The 19,405-nt window shown below is 59.7% G+C and carries 16 protein-coding genes and 7 pseudogenes; 15 read left to right on the forward strand and 8 right to left on the reverse strand.

From position 1 onward, the window contains the following. Window positions 1-64 precede the first annotated feature (64 nt). A pseudogene (locus RCH10_RS25125) lies at window positions 65-907 on the reverse strand (exopolysaccharide biosynthesis polyprenyl glycosylphosphotransferase); the annotation flags it as partial. 60 nt (window positions 908-967) lie between these two features. Beyond that, a pseudogene (locus RCH10_RS25130) lies at window positions 968-1,537 on the reverse strand (IS1634 family transposase); the annotation flags it as partial. A 44-nt stretch (window positions 1,538-1,581) separates the two neighbouring features. Between RCH10_RS25130 and RCH10_RS25135 the strand changes: the two are divergent. The 3 genes from RCH10_RS25135 to RCH10_RS25145 all read left to right on the forward strand — a co-directional run bounded on the left by RCH10_RS25135 (window position 1,582) and on the right by RCH10_RS25145 (window position 3,835). Beyond that, the gene (locus tag RCH10_RS25135; protein ID WP_409054511.1) at window positions 1,582-1,890 is read left to right on the forward strand and encodes a hypothetical protein; all 309 of its coding nucleotides are present in this window, start codon (window positions 1,582-1,584) and stop codon (window positions 1,888-1,890) included. Between the two features lie 734 nt (window positions 1,891-2,624). Beyond that, the gene (locus RCH10_RS25140; protein WP_409054497.1) at window positions 2,625-3,332 is read left to right on the forward strand and encodes a hypothetical protein; all 708 of its coding nucleotides are present in this window, start codon (window positions 2,625-2,627) and stop codon (window positions 3,330-3,332) included. An 83-nt stretch (window positions 3,333-3,415) separates the two neighbouring features. Then, on the forward strand, window positions 3,416-3,835 hold the full coding sequence (locus RCH10_RS25145; RefSeq protein WP_409054498.1) for a DUF1003 domain-containing protein: 420 nt from the start codon (window positions 3,416-3,418) through the stop codon (window positions 3,833-3,835). A 151-nt stretch (window positions 3,836-3,986) separates the two neighbouring features. On the opposite strand, the pseudogene RCH10_RS25150 reads toward RCH10_RS25145, so the two are convergent. Both RCH10_RS25150 and RCH10_RS25155 read right to left on the reverse strand, forming a co-directional pair. Beyond that, window positions 3,987-4,331 (reverse strand): annotated as a pseudogene (locus RCH10_RS25150) (transposase); the annotation flags it as partial. Window positions 4,332-4,572: 241 nt separating this feature from the next. Further along, window positions 4,573-4,791, reverse strand: a complete 219-nt coding sequence (locus tag RCH10_RS25155; protein WP_323499431.1) for a hypothetical protein — start codon at window positions 4,789-4,791, stop codon at window positions 4,573-4,575. 501 nt (window positions 4,792-5,292) lie between these two features. Between RCH10_RS25155 and RCH10_RS25160 the strand changes: the two genes are divergently transcribed. The 5 genes and pseudogenes from RCH10_RS25160 to RCH10_RS25180 form a co-directional block, all read left to right on the forward strand. Beyond that, complete coding sequence (locus RCH10_RS25160; protein ID WP_409054499.1) at window positions 5,293-5,514, forward strand: hypothetical protein; 222 nt, start codon at window positions 5,293-5,295, stop codon at window positions 5,512-5,514. 250 nt (window positions 5,515-5,764) lie between these two features. Further along, the gene (locus RCH10_RS25165; RefSeq protein WP_409054500.1) at window positions 5,765-6,859 is read left to right on the forward strand and encodes a histidine kinase dimerization/phospho-acceptor domain-containing protein; all 1,095 of its coding nucleotides are present in this window, start codon (window positions 5,765-5,767) and stop codon (window positions 6,857-6,859) included. Beyond that, window positions 6,856-6,987 (forward strand): hypothetical protein, encoded by a 132-nt coding sequence (locus tag RCH10_RS25170; protein ID WP_409054501.1) that lies wholly within the window; start codon window positions 6,856-6,858, stop codon window positions 6,985-6,987. Before RCH10_RS25165 ends, RCH10_RS25170 begins: the two co-directional genes overlap by 4 nt. Window positions 6,988-7,098: 111 nt before the next feature. Beyond that, window positions 7,099-7,305 (forward strand): hypothetical protein, encoded by a 207-nt coding sequence (locus RCH10_RS25175; RefSeq protein ID WP_409054502.1) that lies wholly within the window; start codon window positions 7,099-7,101, stop codon window positions 7,303-7,305. A gap of 112 nt (window positions 7,306-7,417) precedes the next feature. Beyond that, a pseudogene (locus RCH10_RS25180) lies at window positions 7,418-7,859 on the forward strand (transposase); the annotation flags it as partial. On the opposite strand, the gene RCH10_RS25185 reads toward RCH10_RS25180, so the two are convergent. Together RCH10_RS25185 and mgtA are read right to left on the reverse strand one after the other, a co-directional pair. Beyond that, complete coding sequence (locus RCH10_RS25185) at window positions 7,841-8,167, reverse strand: hypothetical protein (RefSeq protein WP_409054503.1); 327 nt, start codon at window positions 8,165-8,167, stop codon at window positions 7,841-7,843. The pseudogene RCH10_RS25180 and the gene RCH10_RS25185 sit on opposite strands and share 19 nt — an antisense overlap. Window positions 8,168-8,226: 59 nt before the next feature. Beyond that, window positions 8,227-10,773, reverse strand: coding sequence for a magnesium-translocating P-type ATPase (gene mgtA, locus RCH10_RS25190; RefSeq protein WP_409054504.1), 2,547 nt, complete (start codon window positions 10,771-10,773; stop codon window positions 8,227-8,229). Between the two features lie 441 nt (window positions 10,774-11,214). Here mgtA and RCH10_RS25195 point away from each other — a divergent pair. The 4 genes and pseudogenes from RCH10_RS25195 to RCH10_RS25210 form a co-directional block, all read left to right on the forward strand. Next, window positions 11,215-11,852: pseudogene (locus tag RCH10_RS25195) on the forward strand (ParB-like protein). A gap of 89 nt (window positions 11,853-11,941) precedes the next feature. After that, window positions 11,942-13,594: an Nramp family divalent metal transporter gene (locus RCH10_RS25200; protein WP_409054505.1), complete on the forward strand. Its 1,653-nt coding sequence runs from the start codon at window positions 11,942-11,944 to the stop codon at window positions 13,592-13,594. Window positions 13,595-13,641: 47 nt separating this feature from the next. Beyond that, window positions 13,642-14,973, forward strand: coding sequence for a magnesium transporter MgtE N-terminal domain-containing protein (locus RCH10_RS25205; RefSeq protein WP_409054506.1), 1,332 nt, complete (start codon window positions 13,642-13,644; stop codon window positions 14,971-14,973). Window positions 14,974-15,340: 367 nt separating this feature from the next. After that, window positions 15,341-15,493: pseudogene (locus RCH10_RS25210) on the forward strand (transposase); the annotation flags it as partial. 35 nt (window positions 15,494-15,528) lie between these two features. Here RCH10_RS25210 and RCH10_RS25215 read toward each other — a convergent pair. Both RCH10_RS25215 and RCH10_RS25220 read right to left on the reverse strand, forming a co-directional pair. Then, window positions 15,529-16,614 carry an IS630 family transposase gene (locus tag RCH10_RS25215; RefSeq protein WP_409054507.1) on the reverse strand — a complete coding sequence of 362 codons (1,086 nt, stop codon included), beginning with the start codon at window positions 16,612-16,614 and terminating at the stop codon, window positions 15,529-15,531. A gap of 118 nt (window positions 16,615-16,732) precedes the next feature. Beyond that, window positions 16,733-17,233, reverse strand: a complete 501-nt coding sequence (locus RCH10_RS25220; RefSeq protein ID WP_409054508.1) for a hypothetical protein — start codon at window positions 17,231-17,233, stop codon at window positions 16,733-16,735. Window positions 17,234-17,244: 11 nt separating this feature from the next. Here RCH10_RS25220 and RCH10_RS25225 point away from each other — a divergent pair, with 11 nt between their 5' ends. The 3 genes and pseudogenes from RCH10_RS25225 to RCH10_RS25235 all read left to right on the forward strand — a co-directional run. Beyond that, window positions 17,245-17,946, forward strand: a complete 702-nt coding sequence (locus RCH10_RS25225) for a hypothetical protein (protein WP_409054509.1) — start codon at window positions 17,245-17,247, stop codon at window positions 17,944-17,946. 10 nt (window positions 17,947-17,956) lie between these two features. After that, window positions 17,957-18,373: a hypothetical protein gene (locus RCH10_RS25230; protein ID WP_409054510.1), complete on the forward strand. Its 417-nt coding sequence runs from the start codon at window positions 17,957-17,959 to the stop codon at window positions 18,371-18,373. Between the two features lie 431 nt (window positions 18,374-18,804). Further along, window positions 18,805-19,405 (forward strand): annotated as a pseudogene (locus RCH10_RS25235) (transposase); the annotation flags it as partial.

A 19,405-nucleotide genomic window follows, 5' to 3' on the forward strand; every position in this document is an offset into this window, starting at 1 on the left:
TGCCTAGTTTGATGAAGAGCTCGACTGCTCGGATTCGATCTTCGTAGGAATACATGAACTACTTTCAGGTAGTCCAACTTTTTGTCCGCACCCCCGGTGGGTCAAAGTTCAACCGGCGCCGACACTGGTCAACGAACACAGGTCGCTCCGGCCGTGGTCCGACGATGGACATGTCACCCATCAAGACATTGAGAAACTGAGGCAACTCGTCGAGACTCGTCTTGCGCAGGAATGCACCGACTTGTGTCGACCGCGTTTCACCGGCCTTGGCCCATACGGCGCCGGTCTTTTGCTCTGCATCTACGGGCATCGAACGGAACTTGAGCATGTGGAACTTCTTGTTGTTCCAGCTGACCCGCTCCTGCCGATAGAAAACCGGGCCAGGGGAACTTAGCTTGACGGCGACGGCTATGGCAAGCATCAAGGGGGAAATCAGCACAACGATCAGTGCAGACAACACCAGGTCTTCCACCTTCTTGACCACGCGCGCCGCACCGTGCAAAGGGGTCTGCTGCAGCGTGATTACAGGCAGACCGGCGATCTCTTCGACCGAGTGATTCAGCAGGTGCAGCCCGAACAGGTCAGGCACGAGCTTGATGTCTGCAGTCGAGTGCCGCAGCTGGCTGAGTGCATAGGAGATCTTTGCTTGATCGCCGATGGGCAATGCCAGCCAGACCAATTCGACGCCGCGCGACTCGACGTAGGCGCCCAGGTTGTCGAGGCGTCCCAACATGGGTGCGCCAGTCAACTCACTCCTGTCTGAGTGGGTGGCAAACCAGCCGCGGACCTCGATGCCGCACGGGTCATCGCGCCGAATTGCATCGACCAGGCGCTGCGCCTCAGGATTTGCGCCGACGATGACGGCAACACGCGCGTCTTTGCGCTGACCGCTTGTCCAGCGCACCCGAGTTCGACAGTTAAACGCGTAACGTGTTGATCCATATAGGGCCGCGCATCAAACGCTCCACTACAACAGGGTCAGTTGGGTATCGAGATTGGGTATTGGGATGTCCAGTGCCGCCAGGATGGCGGCATGTTGTGTGGTGACCGACGACAGTCCGGCCACCGGCTGGCTGTCGTTCAGAGTGATGCGGTGATGCTGAATGCGGCGCAGTTGTGCCAATGCCCGCTCGGGTGATAGCGCCGTGTCACTTGCGTGCAGGCGGGTGCGCATCACCCGGTACAGGATCAGCGCCATGAAGCAGATTGCCGCGTGCGCCCGGATGCGTCCGGGCAGCCGGTGATAAATGGGTCCGATCTCAATCTCCGATTTCAGGACTCGAAACCCTCGTTCGATGTCGGCCAGTGACTTGTATCGCCGCACCACATCCTCAGGCGCGAGATCGGCGACATTGGTCACCAGCAGCAGCTTGCCGTCCATCAGACGCGCGTGCGCCAGGGCGCGCTCATCGATGCCGTAGCTGAACAGCTCACTCTTGAGATCGACCTTGACGATGCGTGCCAGATGGGCCTCGCACACCTCGTGATAGAAGCGCGCCCGTGCACCGCCGTCAGACAGCTTGCGGCCGCGAACCTTTTTGACGAGGGCCTGATCGCTGTTCTCAGCACCTGCTGCGTGCCATGGACGCGCTGGTCGACAGCCACGAGGAAGTCGAGGCGGTGCTCGCCGGCTTGCTGCGCCCGCTGGAACGACGCACCGAACAGAGCAAACAATCCGCCCAGGAAGCACTGCACGTGGCCGAGAGAGTGACCCAAGCCGAAGCCGACCGAGATCAAGAGCGCCGAGAGGCCGGCCAACCAAGTGAAGAAGCCGCCCGGCTGCAAGGCATGGTTCAGGCGATGACTGGCCAGAACGCGCAGCCGCTGTGCGAGGTGGCGGGCGGGACGGGAACGGCGGCGTCGGGGCCGGGGAAGAAGAAGGAGCAGTAATCTTCAGTGCAACATCGGGCCGCATCCAAGGTGGCTACGATACAGAACAGAATTTCGCGTTGACAACTCCCTCCTGAGGAATGAAAGCCCGAAATGAAGCGATTGAGTCGATCGCGCGTATCCTCAAGCTAAGTTTTTTACGGACATAACATCAAAGTCTTGTGGCACTCCTCCGCAATGGACGCAACGTACGCATCACACACAAGCGGTACCGACCATTCACGTGCGACATCCTTAGGCCGACGAACGTGTCGTCCTTTTGTGCTAGGGGTGCGATTTTACCGAGAGTGCAAGTAAATAGTCTTAAGTGCTTGCTGTGGAGCATAGGTACCGCTTTTTCACCGTTGATTAAGCCAAATCCAATCCGTGTGTAGAAAATCGTTAGATTCAAACAAATAAAACAAACTGCAATATATGTAGACTAGAACGTTAACTAGTAAAAACACGTCCTATATTATATAACTTTGGCAAAAGAGGATCAATTGAAACGAATTTCAATTCGCATCGCCTACCTCATTTTGGGAATTTGGGTAGGAGTTTTTAGCAGTTCCCGATTTTCACATCCATTTAAATTAGCGATCGGCGCGAGTGTTGTTCTGATTCTCGGCGCGTTTATTCTAATTGCTATTGGAAAGTCTCTCAAACGTCATAGAAAGTCGAAGTCATGAAACGGCAATTTCTTTTATCTAGATAAGTAAATTAATCCAATAGACAAGCTTTTGTGGAAGCATGTAATGCACCTAGATCAACATCGGCGTCAAACGCACCCTCTAGATTTTTGGCTTGCGCGCGGAGCAATTCTAATAACGGCCCTCCTAAACCTGCTGTTGATTAATAAGCTCACATTTTTACCTTGGTGGCTGGCTTCATCCCTTGAGCTTGCGTTGCTTGTTCCTCTTTCGGTCGCAACTGCGTGGACTCAGGTCCGCATGCGTCGGGCAACAAATGAACATCACTGGACATCGATTCGCAATCAGCGACGGATAATACGGAAGGCCGCTATTTATTTGACTGCTCTCATAACAGCAATTAATTTCGAAGCGCTTTTTGCTGTGCTACATGCGCTGCTGTATGGAGCGAAAGGGGCGAACGGGCAGACGTTGTTAATCGACGCGCTGAATATTTGGCTCACAAACGTTGTTGTCTTTTCGCTTTGGTTTTGGAATCTTGATCGTGGAGGTCCTGCATTGCGAGGATTAAAAGATGAAAAAGCCGCAGACTTTATGTTTCCCCAAATGATGGGAAATTCTCTGGGATACGCGAATTGGACTCCTGGCTTTGTAGATTATTTTTTTGTATCTTTTACAAATGCAACCGCATTCTCTCCAACTGATACAATGCCCCTGAGTGCAAGAACAAAACTCCTATTTATTATTGAATCTAGTGCGTCATTACTGACTGTCGGCTTAGTAGCGGCTCGAGCGGTGAATATTCTTACATAGAAGATCAGTTGTACAGCTTGTATTGCAGGCTTTGATTAAATATCTTTTTCTGGATAGAGATGGGTATAACCGTCGAGACTGGAATGAAAAAATCTATTCATAACGTCAATATTGAAAAGAAAGAGCAATTGACGCGTACTGACAACGTGGCCCTTTGGATTACGAAACGAGTCGGGACTATTGAATTTTTCATAGTGATAGCTATTTGGACTATTATTTGGCTCTGCTGGAACATGTTTTTACCGAAGAGTGTTCAATTCGATCCATATCCGGCATTTGTCTTGTGGCTCTTCATTTCTAATATGATTCAGCTATTTTTAATGCCCCTGATTCTGGTGGGTCAAAATTTGCAGGAAAGGCATGCTGACTTGAGAGCAGAGGCAGATTTTGTAGTTAATAAGAAAGCTGAGAATGAAATTGAGACAATCCTCAATCGCCTTGAAAATCAAGACAAAATGATTCTCAGGATATTGAACAGACTTGAAGAAGGTAAAACATTTTAATTGTGCGGCGTAAACCATGGCCGCACTAAATGGTCGACCTTGCAAAATTCGCTTTAACAGGGTGTGTAAATACTCCTCTCTAAAGCGAGTCATTTTTTCCGGCAAGACTCGCTTTTCACATAGTGCAGTGAGCAGCGATTCCGGAAGCCGTTCACGCCGATTTAAGGGTGTTTTGCGAGCCTCTGATTGCCTCAGAGCCCCTGGGACGGATTTGTCTTAAGGAACGCATGCGCGTCAGGTTGCAGGCCGTCGTCGTCAGCATGAACAGATGGTCCACGCGCTTGAGTCCACGCACCATCACCTGACGAATTCCGCCCACCGTCTTGGCCCAGCCAAAGCCCTGCTCGATGAGCTTGCGCTTGCGCTGCGACAGCGCATAGCCCTCGCTCGCCGCGATGGCATCGGGCATTGCTGAGCGCCGCCCGGAAGTGTTCTGTGCCACGTGGGGGATCACGCCCATGTCCTGGCATGCCTGGACGAACTCCTGCGCGTCGTAGAGCCAGCCTAGCTGGTGATGAACCCCCGGTTGCGCCAATATGTCCAAGACCGCCTGGAGGGCAAGGTCCACGATGTTCAAGGGCGTGAGGTCGCGGGACCTCGGCAAGCTCCGTTCGTCGGCCGCAACAAGCCTCACCGTCGTGGCACCGGTCGATCTTGCGGGAGCTGTGGCAGCCCAGCGCCGCGTCGGCACGCCGATCGCAAGTCGGCCACGGCGTCGTAGGCGCCAACAGATTTGACTACTTCGCGCCGTGGTGCTCGGCGTGCAGCTTCGTCGCGTGGTGAGCGTGGTCCTGCGCATGCAGCGTGTGGGCTTGTGCGACCTGCGCGTGGTGCGCGGCAGCCTCGTGGCGTCCGCCTTGGGCGTGCTGACCGGCGACCGTGTGGTGCTCGGCAGCCTTCTTGTGGTGTTCGGCGGCTTTGGTGTGGTGGTCGGTGATCGAGTGGGTCGTGCTCATGTAAGTCTCCAGTGTCGAAGGGGTTGTATCCCGTCGGCAATGGAACGACCGTCGACAGGATCAGTTCAGTATGCGCGGACTCTGTGACGCTGGCGTAACAAGAAGCCAGAGACCTCTGGTGGCGCAGGCAGCGTGTACGCCAGCGCCGTCGCATCCATCAGCACGGCCGCTGCGTGTACTTGCGGCACATCTTTTGCGCCCGGCGCGCAGTTGCTTTGACTGCGCTACTGGCAGTGTTCTCGCCGTCGGGATCGCCCCCGCGCAGGCCAAGGGCGAGTACGTCTGCATCACCAGTGTCAATTTGCGCACCTATACCGCCAGCGTCGGCCGCACTGTCAGCATCGCAGCCACCGCGAGCGGCACCGCCGCGCCGGTGCAATTTTGAGTTGCGCCTCGAAACAAAAACCATCAGCAGACGATCCGTCGCGGCCCTATAACGAGAAGCTTGGTCCCGGCTTGAAACTTTCATCCGCCGGCTGCTTCCTTTGACAGGAGCCTCCAATGAGCAAAGAGCACGCGCGCTTGAGCCATCTGCTCGAGAAAATGTCGGCCAGGTACGGAGATCAGGATGCCGAGGTGCTGCGGCTGCGTGAAGCAGTGCAGCGATTGGCGGTCGCCGACGCTCACATCCAGGCGCCACTGCGGTATGTCGATGTCCCGCTGTTCGCCGATCGCGCGACGCGGCTTGCCAAATTCAAGCCCGCTTCCGAGCAGTGGGGATAGCAACAGCCGCAAACATCGGGATGTCTCGATGCTGAGTTGCTTTCACGCGTTCCCTACCAGCGCTCGCAGCTGTCGCTGAAGGATCGTTGCACGTCCTTATGACAAACATGTGACCCGACACGCAGGTGTTGGATGGGCGCCGCTGGGCTCATTCAGGCCTGCGCGCTCGCTGCTCGGCCGGGTCGCTCGGTGAAGAAGTTGCAGTAGTCTTCATCCGGCGCCCTGATGACGTGGGACCAAGGATCTGCTTTTGAAATTTCCGTTCCAAACCAGTACGTCGCGGCACGCCATCGACCTGCTTGATCCGCCCGCCACCGGCGCCGCGGTTGTGCAAGCCAGCGCGAGACCTGGCTTGCTCTCGATGTTGTCGATGTTCACGCTGAATGCAGGATGCGCCGGCTGGTTTGCGTTCAACGTGTCGGCGATCCTCGCGATGGCGTGGCTTGTCGTTGCCACGGCGGGACAGATCATCTTTATTGCCGTACCCATGCAGGCGCCCCCCGACAACGATGTGCAAGCCGTCAGGCAGGCGCTGCGTCGGCATGTGACGCTGGTCGCCGTGTTGGCAGCAGCGCTCGGCAGCATCGGCTTCTTCATCTTTGCGCCCGGCAATGCGCCTGCGCTGGCACTGCTGGGGATGACGGTCTATGGCATGGCGGTGGCCTTCAGCATGTTTGTCTCGCAATACAAGCTGGCACTGCAGGTCGCAATCTCTCGGCTGATGGCGCCAGCGTTTCTGATGGCCATGTTTCATCCGCATAGGACCTCGGGCTTTTTCGGTGTGATCGGCCTTGCGTTCATGGTGCTTATGCTGCGCATCGTCACAGTGCGAGCAAATCAGTTCGCGGAACTCGTCCGTTTGCGTCTGATCGATGCGCAGCGCAATATCTCGGCCGAGGAAACTCTCAAGCGGCTGGAACAAACCCAGTCGGAGCGGTTGCGCTTCTTCTCGGCAGCCAATCACGACCTGCGGCAGCCCGTGATGGCCATCGGGCTGCAGGCCAAGGTGCTGCGTCACCAACTCGACGCCGATGCGCTTAAGCCCGTGATGCAGCAAACGGTGGCCGCGCTTTTTCAGGCGCAGCAGGCGCTCGAGGCGCTGACCAACCAGTTGCTTGAGATTGGCCGAATTGAGGCTGCCGCGGACTTGCTCCGCCCGACCGCGGTGGCCCTGCACCCTCTGTTGCAGGGCTTGGCGCGTCAGTCTCCCCGCGTGAGCCTGCGTTGTCCCGACGACGCGTTGGTCTGGACCGATGCGGTGGCACTGCAGCGCGTGATCGGTAACCTGCTCGACAACGCGCTTAAGTTTGCGCCGCAAGGGCGGCTCCAACGGATCTGGCGTTGACCGGGCAACGCAATGACGCAGGAAACGTGATTGCTGAAGAACCTGCCGTGCGTGCTGGCTCGGCGTTCCTCGGGGTCGAAGACAACGCGGTCGTGGCCGCCAGCATCGCCGCACTCCTGCGCGAATGACAGGCTGAGCCACAGATCTATGCGGACGCCAGCGCAGCGCTCGCGCTGGCCGACCTGCGCATGATCGACGTCGCGATGTGTGACATCTGACTTCCTCGGCGGATCGACGATGTGGCACTCGCCAAGCGCTTGCAAAAGCAGCTTCCCGATCTCATCGTCGCTTTTGTATCTGCCGACATCGGGCCTTCAACAGTGCGCCTTGCAAAGCAGCAAGGCCAGTATGCGTTGCGCAAACCGGTGCAGGCAGGGGATGTACGGGTGGTCCTGGCGGCCGTGCACGAAAGCAACGTGCGCGCCGACAAAGATGCGGGGTGTTGATTCCACACTTACGCGAACCAGAAACGGCGCGGTTGCCGCCGTCTTCAAAGTTAAAAGCCGTCGCAGGGGACCGGTGCCGAGTCGCGCGAACACTCAGTGCTTGGCCGGCGAATTCATCGGCAAGACTGCGGCACGCCACACGAGCGAGCAGTTTGTTGCCTTCCTGCAGGACGTGCTCGCCAGTCAGCCCGACCAACGTGGTTGGCGACAATTGCTTTGTCCGCGTGGACAGAGTAGTTGACGCCAGCCAGCAACGAGAGGTCCACGTGATCTGCCACAACGTCAGCAGCCACAAGGCCGAACTGGTGCAAACCTTCCTTACAGAACACCGCCAGGTCCGGATTCACTACACGCCGACGTATTCCTCTTGGCTCAACCAAGTGGAGAACTGGTTCTCGCGCATCCAGCGAGACGTGATCAGCCGAGGCATCTTCGCCTCGGTCAAGGACCTCGACAAAAAGCTCTTGCGCTACATCAAGGCCCATAACAAGGACCTCGAGCCGATCAAGTGGAAGTACGACAATTCGAATCGTCGCTACCGCCAATTCTTCTGATTCAGTGGACTCATATGGTCGACGCTGTCAATCGATTCAATGCAGCGCGCCTGCACTCGGCTGTTGACGGCGTCTTCGCGCGCTCGCGACAGGTCAAGGATCGCCTCGTCGCCCGGGTCGGGTATCCCCACGGCGCTCTGTTGCCCGCCGCGTGAGCACTCGGCCAGTTGCAGGCAGTCACGCCCATCGGTCTTGACCCGGTCGCCCGGTCGCTTGGGGACCTGAGAAGGTGCAATGATCTCGCAGACGTAGCCCTTGTCCCTCAAAGCGCGTTGCAGTCCGAAACCCGTCGGGCCGGCCTCGTACACGAGGTGCAGTTGCTCTGCGCTGAGACAGGTTTCGAATCAGGAAATCGGTTGAATCTCGCCTAGCCGCTGGGCTTATTGTTAGGTGCCATACGGGCGAAGAAAGCTCGTTTCACCACCTCAATCAGCACCAAAAAGCCCGCGCCTATGGCTGTCAGAAACGCGAAATAGAGTGCAGGCGGCTGCACGAAATGGAACCATTGGCCGACGACCGGCAGGAACGGTAGGACAAGGGTCAGCGCCGTGGCGCCTATGGCCAAGCCTACGACTGCTCGGTGCGGCCGACTAGCGAACAGGCTGCGCCGCGTGCGAACCGCGAAAATCATCAGTATCTGCGTCACCAGCGATTCTACGAACCAGCCGGTGCGGAAGAAGGATTCGCCCGCATGGAAGAACAACAACAACACTGCAAAGGTGATGACGTCGAATAGCGTGCTGATCGGGCCCATGACGATCATGAATCGTTGAATGAGGCGCATGTCCCAATGGATCGGCCGCTCAATGGACTCGGGGTCGACATTGTCCAAAGGCAATCCGGTCTGGGCAACATCGTAGATCAGGTTGGTCAGCAGAACCTGAATTGGCAGCAGCGGCAGGAACGGCAGGACCAGCCCGGCCAGGACCATGCTGAAGATGTTCCCGAAATTGGCGCTGCTGGCCATGAGGATGTATTTGCTGGTGTTGACGATCGTTCGTCGTCCCTCTAGCACCCCCAGGTGAACGACTCCGAGGTCCTGCTCCAAGAGGATGATCCCCGCCGCCGCCTTGGCCACGTCCGCAGCGCTATCAACGGATATGCCTACGTCCGCGGCGTGTAGGGCCGAAGCGTCGTTGATGCCGTCGCCGAGAAACCCGACGGTCTGCCCCATACGCTTGAGCACCATGATGATGCGCAGCTTCTGCTGGGGCGTCACGCGACAGAAGAGGCGCAACCTACCCATTCGCCCGATCAAGGCGTCGTCGCTGAGCGTCGCCAGTTCGGGTCCGTTGAGGACCTCGCCGGGATCGAACTTGAGCTCGGCGCAAACATGGCGCGCCACCTGCTCGTTGTCTCCGGTCAGCACCTTCACTTCGATGCCAGAGGCCGCGAGCGCAGCGAGCGCCGCCGCCGCAGACGCCTTGGGCGGGTCGAGAAATACGGCGAAGCCGGCGAAGACGAGACCCTGCTCGTCGGCCGGATCGGCCTTCGATTGATCCGCTCGCTCAGCCCGGCTGGCGATCCCCAATAGCCGCAGGCCTTGTGCGCTCATGTCGTCGAAGCGCGTCTGCAATTGAGCGCGAAGCTCGTCGGTTAATGGCTGGGGATCGGCGCCCGACCTCTCTACGCGGGTGCTGAGCCGCATGACGTCCTCTGGAGCGCCCTTGATGATCAAGGTGCGCTCGCCGCCGTTTTCGACCAGCACGGAGACACGCCGCCGCTCGAAATCGAAAGGCGCTTCGTCGATCTTTCGCCAAGGCGACGGGTCGATCTCGGTGTAGGCCAGAATGGCGTCGTCGAGCGGGCTCTTCAGGCCGCTTTCGAAATGGCTGTTCAGCCAAGCGAGGCGCAGGACGCGTTCGCTGTCATTGCCATCGAAGTCGATATGCTGAGTGAGCGCGATGCGCGCCTGGGTCAGGGTACCGGTCTTGTCGGTGCACAGCACATCCATGGCGCCCAAGTTGTGGATCGATGGCAGGCTCTTGACGATCACCTTCTCGTGCGACAGGCGAATGGCGCCCCGTGCCAGAGTGATGGTCATGATCATCGGCAGCAGTTCGGGGGTCAGTCCCACGGCGAGCGCCAAGGCGAAGATCAGGGACTCAAGCCATGGCCTGTGGAAAGCCATGCTCTCAGCCATCACCAACAGCACGAGCACAAAAGTTATTCGCAGGATCAGCATGCTGAACCGGCGCAGACCGATCTCGAACGAGGTCGGCGGCGGCTTGGCGATCAGGGTGCCGGCGATCTGACCGAGACTTGTGCGGCGCCCCGTTTCGCAGACGACCATCACGGCACTACCCGAGATCGCCGAGGTGCCGGCCAGCGCTACATTGCGGGCATCGCCAACCTGCGCCGCCGGATCTCCGTGGTCGGTCGCCTGCTTCTCGACAGGATAAGACTCGCCGGTCAGAAGCGCCTGGTTGACGAAGAAGTCCCGACTCGACAGCAGCACGCCATCGGCGGGTACGAGATCGCCGGCGGCGAGCCTGACGATGTCTCCGGGCACGACCTGCGCGACCGGAAGGCTGACCCCCGCGCCGTCTCTTAGCACGTCCGCTTTCAACGCCACTTGTGCGCGTAGCGCATCGACGGCGCCCTGACCCCGGCTTTCCTGAACAAAGTCGAGCACCACGGACAGCAGCACGATGCCCGAAATAATGGCAAAGCTCGCGACGTCGCCGGTCACGGCCGAAAGGCCACTGGCGACCAGAAGGATAAGCACGAGCGGGTTGGCGAAGCGCTGTGAAAAACGCAGCCACGCCGGTGTCCGCTTGGCGGTGGCGGCGTCGTTACTGCCGTATTTCGACAGCCGCGCCTCGGCTTCGCGCGAACTGAGGCCAGTCTCTGCGGCGCCCAACGACTCAAGCAGCGCTGTTGTTGGCTGTCTCCAGAAGGCCGCGTCGGTCATCGATCGTCCTCATGCTGTCGCTTTGCGGCTGTCAAAACCGATACGGTCGCCAGCACGTCTTGCAAGCCCTTTCCCCTCGCGACACTCATGAGACTTTCCCGTTGTCTTGCTGTCGAAGTGCTCTTTGCTTACTTCGGCCTGCACCTTCGTAGCGCGCACCATTTTGTCGCGATGCTCGGACGGCCCGTAGAGCTTCAGCTCGACGTGGTTCCTTGCAGAATGAGCTCGTTTGCACGCGGGGCATGAATCCACGGTGTCGACCTGAGCCTTGGGAAATCATAAGCGACCGCATTGCTTGACCGGGCTGGGCCGGCTCAAAGACTGGTGGGACGGCGCTTGCTGCCTGCTGCGCTGCCGCGAATTCGGGCTGAGCGGCTGAGCGGCTGAGCGGCTGAGCGGCTGAGCGGGCATACTCGCCCATCGTTTTTCAGCGGGGCGCGAATGTCTGCAACGGAGCATCACCCACTCATCGAAGTCGATCTCGCCAAGCTCAGGCCCACGCAGATCACCGCCGGCTTTGCCGAGGTCGCAAAAAAGCGGGCTGAATTGGCGAACTTGGCCAATAAGGCGCGGCGTACCCTGCTCGAATCGCATTGGTTTTCCGCAGTGCTCGGGCCGCATGGGCGCCTCCACATCGTTCATCACCACCACTTGGCCATGGCGCTTCTCCAGGAAGGCGTTGAGCGGGTCAGCGTGATGCTGCTGGCAGACCTGTCCTATCTCGCCCCCGCGATCTTCTGGCGCGTGATGGAGCAGCGTAGCTGGGCTTACCCGTTCGATCAGGCAGGCGAACGACGTGATCATGACGCAATCCCGACGCGAATACCCCAGCTTGTCGATGATCCCTATCGAAGTCTGGCGGGGTTGTTGCGCGGCGCAGGCGGCTATGCGAAGGACACCCGCCGGTCGCCGAGTTCCTTTGGGCCGATTACTTGCGGCAGCACATCACGCTCGCGCAGATCAGCAAGCCCATGAAAATCGTCGTGCGCGAAGCGCTGGGCCTTGCGAAGAGTCCGCTGGCGCGCTACCTGCCGGGCTGGTCCGGTGTGACGCCGCCCGCCGCCGTCGGAGCGCGCTGACGGGCGTGGGCCGCGTCGATACAGTTGAAGCTGGCCAGACTCCCGGCGCGAGCTGCCTTCATCGCCTACGGCTGCGCAAGAAAGAATATATGAGTTCGACGCCAGAGACTGCTGTGACTGACACCCCGCACGGCGCAGCTGCGCTCGACACCGCGCATGTCGGCGATATCGAAGGTGCTTTCGGCACAATCCGCTTGGGCGCTGAGGCGCCAACAGCCGGATGGTCGGGCAAACTCAGGACGCTGTTCGCCATTCTCGGACCCGGGCTGATTGTGATGGTCGGCGACAACGACGCGGGGGCTTTCGGCACCTATACGCAAGCAGGGCAAAACTACGGCACCAGCCTGTTGTGGGTGCTGCTCCTTCTGGTGCCGGTCCTGTACGTGAACCAGGAGATGGTGCTGCGCCTGGGCGTGGTGTCCGGTGTCGGCCACGCCCGGCTCATCCTCGAGCGTTTCGGCAAGTTCTGGGGTGCCTTCAGCGTGATCGACCTGTTTATCCTCAACGCCCTGACGATCATCACCGAGTTCATCGGCATCAGCCTCGGTCTGGACTACCTGGGCATTCCCAAGGTCCCGGGCGTTCTCGTCTCAGCGTTGGTGATCGTGGCAGCCGCCAGCACGGGCTCATTCAAGCGCTTCGAGCGAGTGTGTATGACCTTGGTGGTCGGCTCGCTGCTGTTGATACCGATCATCGTGATGGTGCATCCCCCCATCGGACAGGTGAGCCGGGACTTGCTGATCCCAGGCATGCCGGCAGGCGCCGACCTGTCGAAGGTCGTATTGCTCATCATCGGCATCATCGGCACCACCGTGGCTCCTTGGCAACTCTTCTTCCAGCAGTCCTACATCATCGACAAGCGGATCACGCCGCAGTTCATGAGTTACGAAAAAGCCGACCTGTGGCTTGGCATCATCATCGTGATCGTCGGGGCCACCGCGATCATTGCCTTCACCGCCGCAACGTTCGCCGGGCACAGCGAGTTGGGCAACTTCACCGATGCCGGCGGCGTCGCGCGGGGGCTCGAGAAATACGTTGGCAAGGTTGCCGGCATCTTGTTCGCCGTGGTCCTGATCGACGCCTCCATCATCGGCGCTGCTGCGGTCGGCCTGTCCACGTCCTATGCTTTGGGCGACGTGCTGGGCTTGACGCACTCCCTGCACCGCAAAGTCTCGGAGGCCAAGATGTTCTACCTGGTTTTCGCGGCAGTCTTGCTCGCGTCCGCCGTCATCGTTCTCATCCCCGGCAGCCCTCTGGGTCTGTTGACCGTGGGAGTCCAAGTCCTGGCTGGCGTGCTGCTCCCGTCGGCCACCGTGTTTTTGCTGCTACTCTGCAATGACCGAGAGGTCCTGGGGCCCTGGGTGAATGGGAAAGCCTTAAACATCTTCACGTCGGCAGTCATCGCAGTTTTGGTCGTTCTTTCTTTGGTCCTTACAGCCGGCGTGATGTTTCCCAATCTCAGCGCCAAAGCTATTCTTGGTGTTCTCCTGGGGGGCACTCTGGTGTTCACCGCAAGTGGCGTCGCCTACGTCGTCTACCGGCGCTCCCACCCTGCCGCCCAGCACGGGATCGAAGTCGATCGCTCTCGACGCACGTCATGGCGGATGCCACCCTTGGCTCTTCTTGCGGCGCCGAAACTCTCTGCGGGTAGCCGCATCGGCTTGACCGTTTTGCGGACCTACCTGCTGATTGCGATGATCCTGGTCATCGTGCGGATCGTCCAATTGGCCCTCGGCCACTGAGACGACCCGGCTTACGACAGCCCCTTTCGCGGATGAGGAGACTTAGCATGACCACCAGCCCAGCTGCCAGCACTTCCACCACAGGCGTGTCGCTCTCGTCCTTGCTCAAGCGGTCAGTGGTCGATGCTGATCACAACCCTTTGGGCCGCGTGGAAGACGCGATCACACGATTGCGGGATGACGAGTACCCCCTCCTGACGGGCCTGGTTATTGCGCAGGGTGGCACCCGGGTCTTTGTACCGGCCAACGACATCCTCAGCATCGACCCAGACCGAGTTCTGTTGCGTGCCGTGCGGCTAGTCGCAGGTCCGTTTGAGCGCCGCGATGGCGAAGTTCTCTTGAAGCAGGATGTCCTCGGCCACAGGCTGCTGGATGTTGGTCGCAGCGTCCTGGTCAGGGCCTACGACATTCGTCTGGTCTTTACGAAGGAAGGCTGGGCCGCCATCGGGCTGGACGTGCACAAGCACCGCTGGTTCCAGTTCGGCGCGCACGAGCACCACCCCGCGCGAGACTGGCATGCATTCCTGTTACTGGTTGGCAGCCCCAGCGCCCTTAGAAGCCGCTTCGCCGCCAGTAAATTCCGGCGCCTCAAGCCGGCACAGCTCGCCGACATCATCGAGGGCGCATCGCCCCAGGAGCAGAACTTGCTGCTTGCCCAGGTTCACGCCGACCCGGAGCTGGAAGCCGACGTGTTCGAGGAACTCGACGAGGACAGGCAGACACTTCTGTTCAGGAGCCGCAGTGACGCCGAAGTCGCCGACGTCCTGTCCCGGATGCGGGCTGACGACGCTGCGGATGCCATCATGGACCTACCGCAAATGCGACGCCAAAAAGTGCTTGATCTTCTTCCATCGGTGCAGAACACCAAGGTTATGGCTCTCTTGGGCTACAACGCGGCCACCGCCGGGGGTCTCATGGGAACGGACTACCTCGCGCTTTCGGAGGACTTGAGCGTGGCTGATGCACTTGCGAAGTTGCGCGAGGCCACGACCCAGCAGCCCGAGGCGCTGACCACAATTCATTCCTTGCGCAAGGATGGGACGCTTGCCGGAACGCTGACACTCGTGCGGGCACTCCAGATAGACCCTGGCACCTTGCTCAGCGATGCGGCGGATACGGATACTGTGGTCGCCTCGCCCGACGACGACATCGTTGCCGTCACGACGCGCATGGCCGACTTCAACCTGCTGACGCTGCCGGTTCTTGACCCCGAGGGCCGCGTCTTGGGCGTCGTGACGGTGGATGACGCCCTGGAGGCAGCCATTCCGCGAGATTGGTACCGGCGCGCCTCAGGTGGCCCCACCGCTACCAGGCGTTCCAAAGGGGCGCTAAAACGCGATAAAGGAAGCGAATCGAGATGGAGAACACTGACGGGTTAATTGCGGAGTTGCCGTGAATATCGAAGATGGCGTGTTCTGGCTGGTTGCTCTTCTGCAAGTGTTGGTGGCTATCAGATTCGTACTATTGATACGCAAGGCTCCGTCACTGCTTCACAAGTCAAGGAACTTCGTCTTGGCGCGTGGCCAGGTCCAAGATGGGTTGCTGTCCGCCGCGGTCATGTGGGCGATTGTTCTAAGTAAGGGCGCACCGTTAGTCAAAGACGCGCTCGACGTAGTTGGCGCACTTCTCCTCCTGTGGCTAATCTGGCGAACGATGCATCGAACGCGCTTGCTGCGCCGTCGCGACTAGTCTTACTGTGTCATAAAATGCACAATACAGTCTTCTCGATTTCGTGCCGGAGGATCGATGAATGCAGCCGAGTGCTTTGATAGGTACCTGGAGCACGTGATCGAAGGCTTGGGTCATGCGGACCGACGCGCCGGCCTTCGTGGTTACTGCACGGGCCTGATGCTCCCCCTGTCGCGCAAGAGCGTGGAGCCGATGGCTTCGCGGGTCGATGAAGTGCTAGTGTAGTGCGCTCTAAATCCTAATGCTTATTTAGAGACTCGCGCCAGCGCCGCCTTGGCCCTCGTGACTTTGGCCAGGATGTCCGATGCTGTGGCCGTCCAGATGAAGGGCTTTGGGTTGGCGTTGTGATGAAGGACGTAGAGGTCGATGGCGAGTTCGAGCTCAGCGACGCTGGCAAAGCTGTCGCGCCGGATGCGGTTCTCGGAGATGTCCCGAAAGAAGCGCTCGACCATGCTCAGCCACGACGCGCTCGTGGGGGTGAAGTGCATGACAAAGCGCGGATGCCTGGCGAGCCAGGCCTGAACTTGCGCGTGTTTGTGGGTGCCGTAGTTGTCCACGATCAGGTGCAGTTCGAGGTGCCTGGGCGTCTGGCGCTGGATCAGGCGCAAGAAGTTCAGCCACTCTTCGTGCCGGTGCTGCGGCTGGCACAGGGAGATGCCGGTGCCGTCGAGCGTGTTCATCGCCGCGAACAGCGTGGTCGTTCCATGCCGCTTGTAGTCGTGGGCGACCGTGCCGGCACGACCGCGCTTCATCGGCAGACCCGGCTGGGTGCGGTCGAGCGCCTGGATCTGGCTTTTCTCGTCGCAACTGAGCACCAACGCTCGCTCGGGCGGGTTCAGGTAGAGCCCCACCACGTCCAGCAACTTGTCCTCGAAGCGCGGGTCCCGCGACAGCTTGAAGGAGGTCTGCCGATGCGGCTTCAAGCCATTGCGGCTCCAGACGCGACGAATGCTCGTCGGGCCCAGCCCCAGCTGAGCCGCCAGCGTGCGCGTACTCCAGTGCGTGGCCGAGATCGGCTTATCGTGCAGCGTCTTGGCGAGGATGAGCGACTCGACTTCGGCGGTCACGCTGCTGACCGGGCGCCCGCAGCGGGGTGCATCCTGTTTGAGCGCATCGATCCCGCCCTCCAGGAATCGCCCCCGCCACAGCGCGACCTGAAGTCGATTCAATCCGACCTCAGCGGCAATGTCCTTGTTCTGCCAGCCCTTGGCAGCCAGCAAGACGATCCTGGCGCGCTGCTGCGTTCGAGCCTCCACTCGCCCCTTGCGAGTCAGGCTCAGCAGCTCCCGTTCAACCTCCGCATCCAGTTCGATCTTCGGCGCAGCCCGCATTGCTTCAACCTCCGCGTTAGACACAGGTTGAAGTTTACAAGAGATAGGCTATTTAGAGCGCACTACACTAGATAGAGCGACGGGGAACGCCGGCGCCAACAGCCGTTCGACCTCGGTCTCAATCGTCGTGGTCGTCCCGGTCCCGATGGTTGTGATGACGGTCGCGATACTCGCTCCGGTAGTCCGGCCCGTAGTAGACCGGCGGCGGTCCGTAATACACCGGCCCCGGCCGGTAATACACCGGCGGCGGCGGACGGTAGTACACGCGGGGGGCAGGTTGATAGTAGACCGGCGGCGGTGCCGCGTAGACGGGTGCCGGCTCGTAAAACGCGGGGGCGCCGATGCCGATGGACCAGGAAACTTGGGCACTGGCTGAAGCGGCTGCGAATAGGGCGGCAGCAGCCACAGCAGTTACCGCGGCCCATTTGAAAACGAAACGACGGACGCTCACGGTGGGATCTCCGGAAGACGGCGAATTTGCCGAGAGCCCAATAAACGCTTCAGCCGCGAAAGGCGTGCACATGCTGACGTTCCGTAACAGGCCGAGGATGCCGCGGGTCGGCGAAAAAAGGCGCGCCGGGCGTTCAAGAGCGGTAAGCTCCGGTTGAGCATCGCGCAAAGGGCACATTCATGCAATTCAGCACCCAGGACCGAACACATCGGACCAGTCAACGCCCGAAGGCAGCTTCTTTTCTGCTTACGGCGGCTTTTGTCCTGACGGCAAGCATCGCAATGCCACAGATAAGTGCCGCTGCCGAGGTCAAGCTTTCCGGCAGTGGCACTTTTAAGGCGCCAAAGGCCGAACAACTCGCAGCCCTGCCGACCGATTTGGGTTTCTCGCAAAGCGACCTCGCCACGGGCAGCTGGTCATTTTCAGTGCGCTATGAAGACAGCACTCCTGGCGTAGACCTCGACCCTTATGTGGGGCGTTATGTCGGAGCGATCCGTTCGTTCCGTCTTGTGATTGGCAGCACGACCCTTGACCTACCCATCGATCAAGCGGCCATTGTCATAAGTGATGGCGGGGGCGGATTCCCAAATCGCGAGTCGATTCGGGTGGAGGCCAAGGCATTGATGCCCTCCGGGCTCCTGCACCTCAGTTGGGTTCAGGTCAATCAGCAGCAGAAGGGCACTGATTTGCGCGGCCCTGCAGGGGCGTTGCCGAACGACGCTATGCCCCCCTCCACGATGGTTGCTAACATGGCCACTGCGAATCCGTCCGACAGATTTTTGGAACTGCGCATCGACCGCCCGAGTGGCGATCCGCGGCCGGTGCTCTACCTCAGTTCGTCAAAGCTTACGGTGACGGCTGGCCCTGCCACAGCGCCCTGAAGAGTTACAGATGTCAAATATCATCGCACTCACGCGAAGTTTTATGCTCCGCAGCGTCGTCGTAGCAATGGCCACGGGGGGGCTTGTCTCCGGATGCGGTGGAGGTGGAGGCGGAGGTGGTGGCGGTATTGTGGGCGTAGGAGTGGGGGTGGTCGTCCCCGTCCAGCAGCCTGACGTCGCGCCGCTCTCGCTGACGCTGACACGCCTCGGTCCGGAAGCAGTCGAAGTGGACTGGAGTGATGATCCCCGAGCGGCCAGTTTCCTTGTCATTCGCGATGGCTTCGACCTGGCGACGGTCACGTCCACATCACTCGTCGATAACTCGGTCATCTTCGACGAGACCTATTGTTATCAGGTGGAGGGGCACGACGCGTCAGGGCGGTTGGTCGCAGCCAGTAGCAACGGGTGCATCACGATCTTTCCTTGAGCGGAATTACGCTCGCCGGGGCCGAGGCGATCGCCGTACGCCATGGCTGCGATGGCTTCGTTGTGATGAACCTGCCCGATCCGCACCAGCTCCTCGCACGACCTGCCCTGGTCGATCGGCGCGGACGCCTACCAGCGCAACATGCTCGAGCTCGTCAGGACGATCACGAGCGCCGCAGTCGCAACCGTTTGGGGTGACTGGGAAGATGCGGGTGTAAGAGACTACCTTGGGCGCGCACGCGAGGACCTCCTGGAACGGGTGGCGGACACTCGCGTGCTCTGGGTCGCGGGATAGAGGCGGGTGTTGAACGCACGGCTGTGCAGGGAACGCGTGCGAGATCAACAGCTTTTGCGACTGGCTGCTTCCGGGCGGCGGATTCAACGGGTCGATGCAACACACTAAGAACTGCGTAAGCAGATGGAGTGTTGCAGATGAAATACCGGACTCGGACTTACTACGCAGATAGCCAGAAGGCACTGATGTGGGAGCGCTGGAAAGCTGGAAAGCTGGCTGGACTCTTCATCAGATCGCTCACCTGTTTGATCGATCGCATGGGTCCGTACGAGGCATCCTGGCTCAGTCGGGCAGTATCCGCCCGCCCGAAACCCATCGCTCGAGGCTGGCACTGACACTTGCTGAGCGGGAGGAAATCTCTCTCGCGCTGGTGATCGGTCACTCGATCCGTTCGATCGCAGTGCGAATGGGACGAGCGCCTTCTACGGTCAGCCGCGAGATCGAGCGCAATGGAGGGCGAGTTGGCTATCGGGCGACTCAGGCTGCAGCGGAGCTTGGGATCGGGCGCATCGTCCCAAGCGCTGAAAACCGTGCCCTGGCGCGCGTCGTGACCGACAAGCTGCGCCTGCTGTGGTCGCCGGAGCAAATCGCTGGGTGGCTCAAGCATACTTACCCGTGTGACGAGACTTTCCACGTGTCACATGAGACCATCTACCGCAGTCTGTTCATTCAAGCGCGTGGAGCCTTGAAGAAAGAGCTGCTGGAGCACCTGAGACGTACTCGCGGCATGCGTCGTTC

Origin of the sequence: Variovorax sp. GrIS 2.14 (genome assembly GCF_046115955.1) — a bacterium.
GTDB lineage: Bacteria > Pseudomonadota > Gammaproteobacteria > Burkholderiales > Burkholderiaceae_C > Variovorax.

What these genes read in the sequence shown, in the direction of transcription:
- RCH10_RS25225 (WP_409054509.1), top strand. Translation starts at nt 17,245, where the DNA reads ATGCAATTCAGCACCCAGGACCGAACACATCGGACCAGTCAACGCCCG.
- RCH10_RS25215 (WP_409054507.1), bottom strand. Translation starts at nt 16,614, where the DNA reads ATGCGGGCTGCGCCGAAGATCGAACTGGATGCGGAGGTTGAACGGGAG.
- RCH10_RS25200 (WP_409054505.1), top strand. Translation starts at nt 11,942, where the DNA reads ATGAGTTCGACGCCAGAGACTGCTGTGACTGACACCCCGCACGGCGCA.
- RCH10_RS25160 (WP_409054499.1), top strand. Translation starts at nt 5,293, where the DNA reads ATGAGCAAAGAGCACGCGCGCTTGAGCCATCTGCTCGAGAAAATGTCG.
- RCH10_RS25140 (WP_409054497.1), top strand. Translation starts at nt 2,625, where the DNA reads ATGCACCTAGATCAACATCGGCGTCAAACGCACCCTCTAGATTTTTGG.
- mgtA (WP_409054504.1), bottom strand. Translation starts at nt 10,773, where the DNA reads ATGACCGACGCGGCCTTCTGGAGACAGCCAACAACAGCGCTGCTTGAG.
- RCH10_RS25155 (WP_323499431.1), bottom strand. Translation starts at nt 4,791, where the DNA reads ATGAGCACGACCCACTCGATCACCGACCACCACACCAAAGCCGCCGAA.
- RCH10_RS25205 (WP_409054506.1), top strand. Translation starts at nt 13,642, where the DNA reads ATGACCACCAGCCCAGCTGCCAGCACTTCCACCACAGGCGTGTCGCTC.
- RCH10_RS25145 (WP_409054498.1), top strand. Translation starts at nt 3,416, where the DNA reads ATGAAAAAATCTATTCATAACGTCAATATTGAAAAGAAAGAGCAATTG.
- RCH10_RS25135 (WP_409054511.1), top strand. Translation starts at nt 1,582, where the DNA reads ATGGACGCGCTGGTCGACAGCCACGAGGAAGTCGAGGCGGTGCTCGCC.
- RCH10_RS25230 (WP_409054510.1), top strand. Translation starts at nt 17,957, where the DNA reads ATGTCAAATATCATCGCACTCACGCGAAGTTTTATGCTCCGCAGCGTC.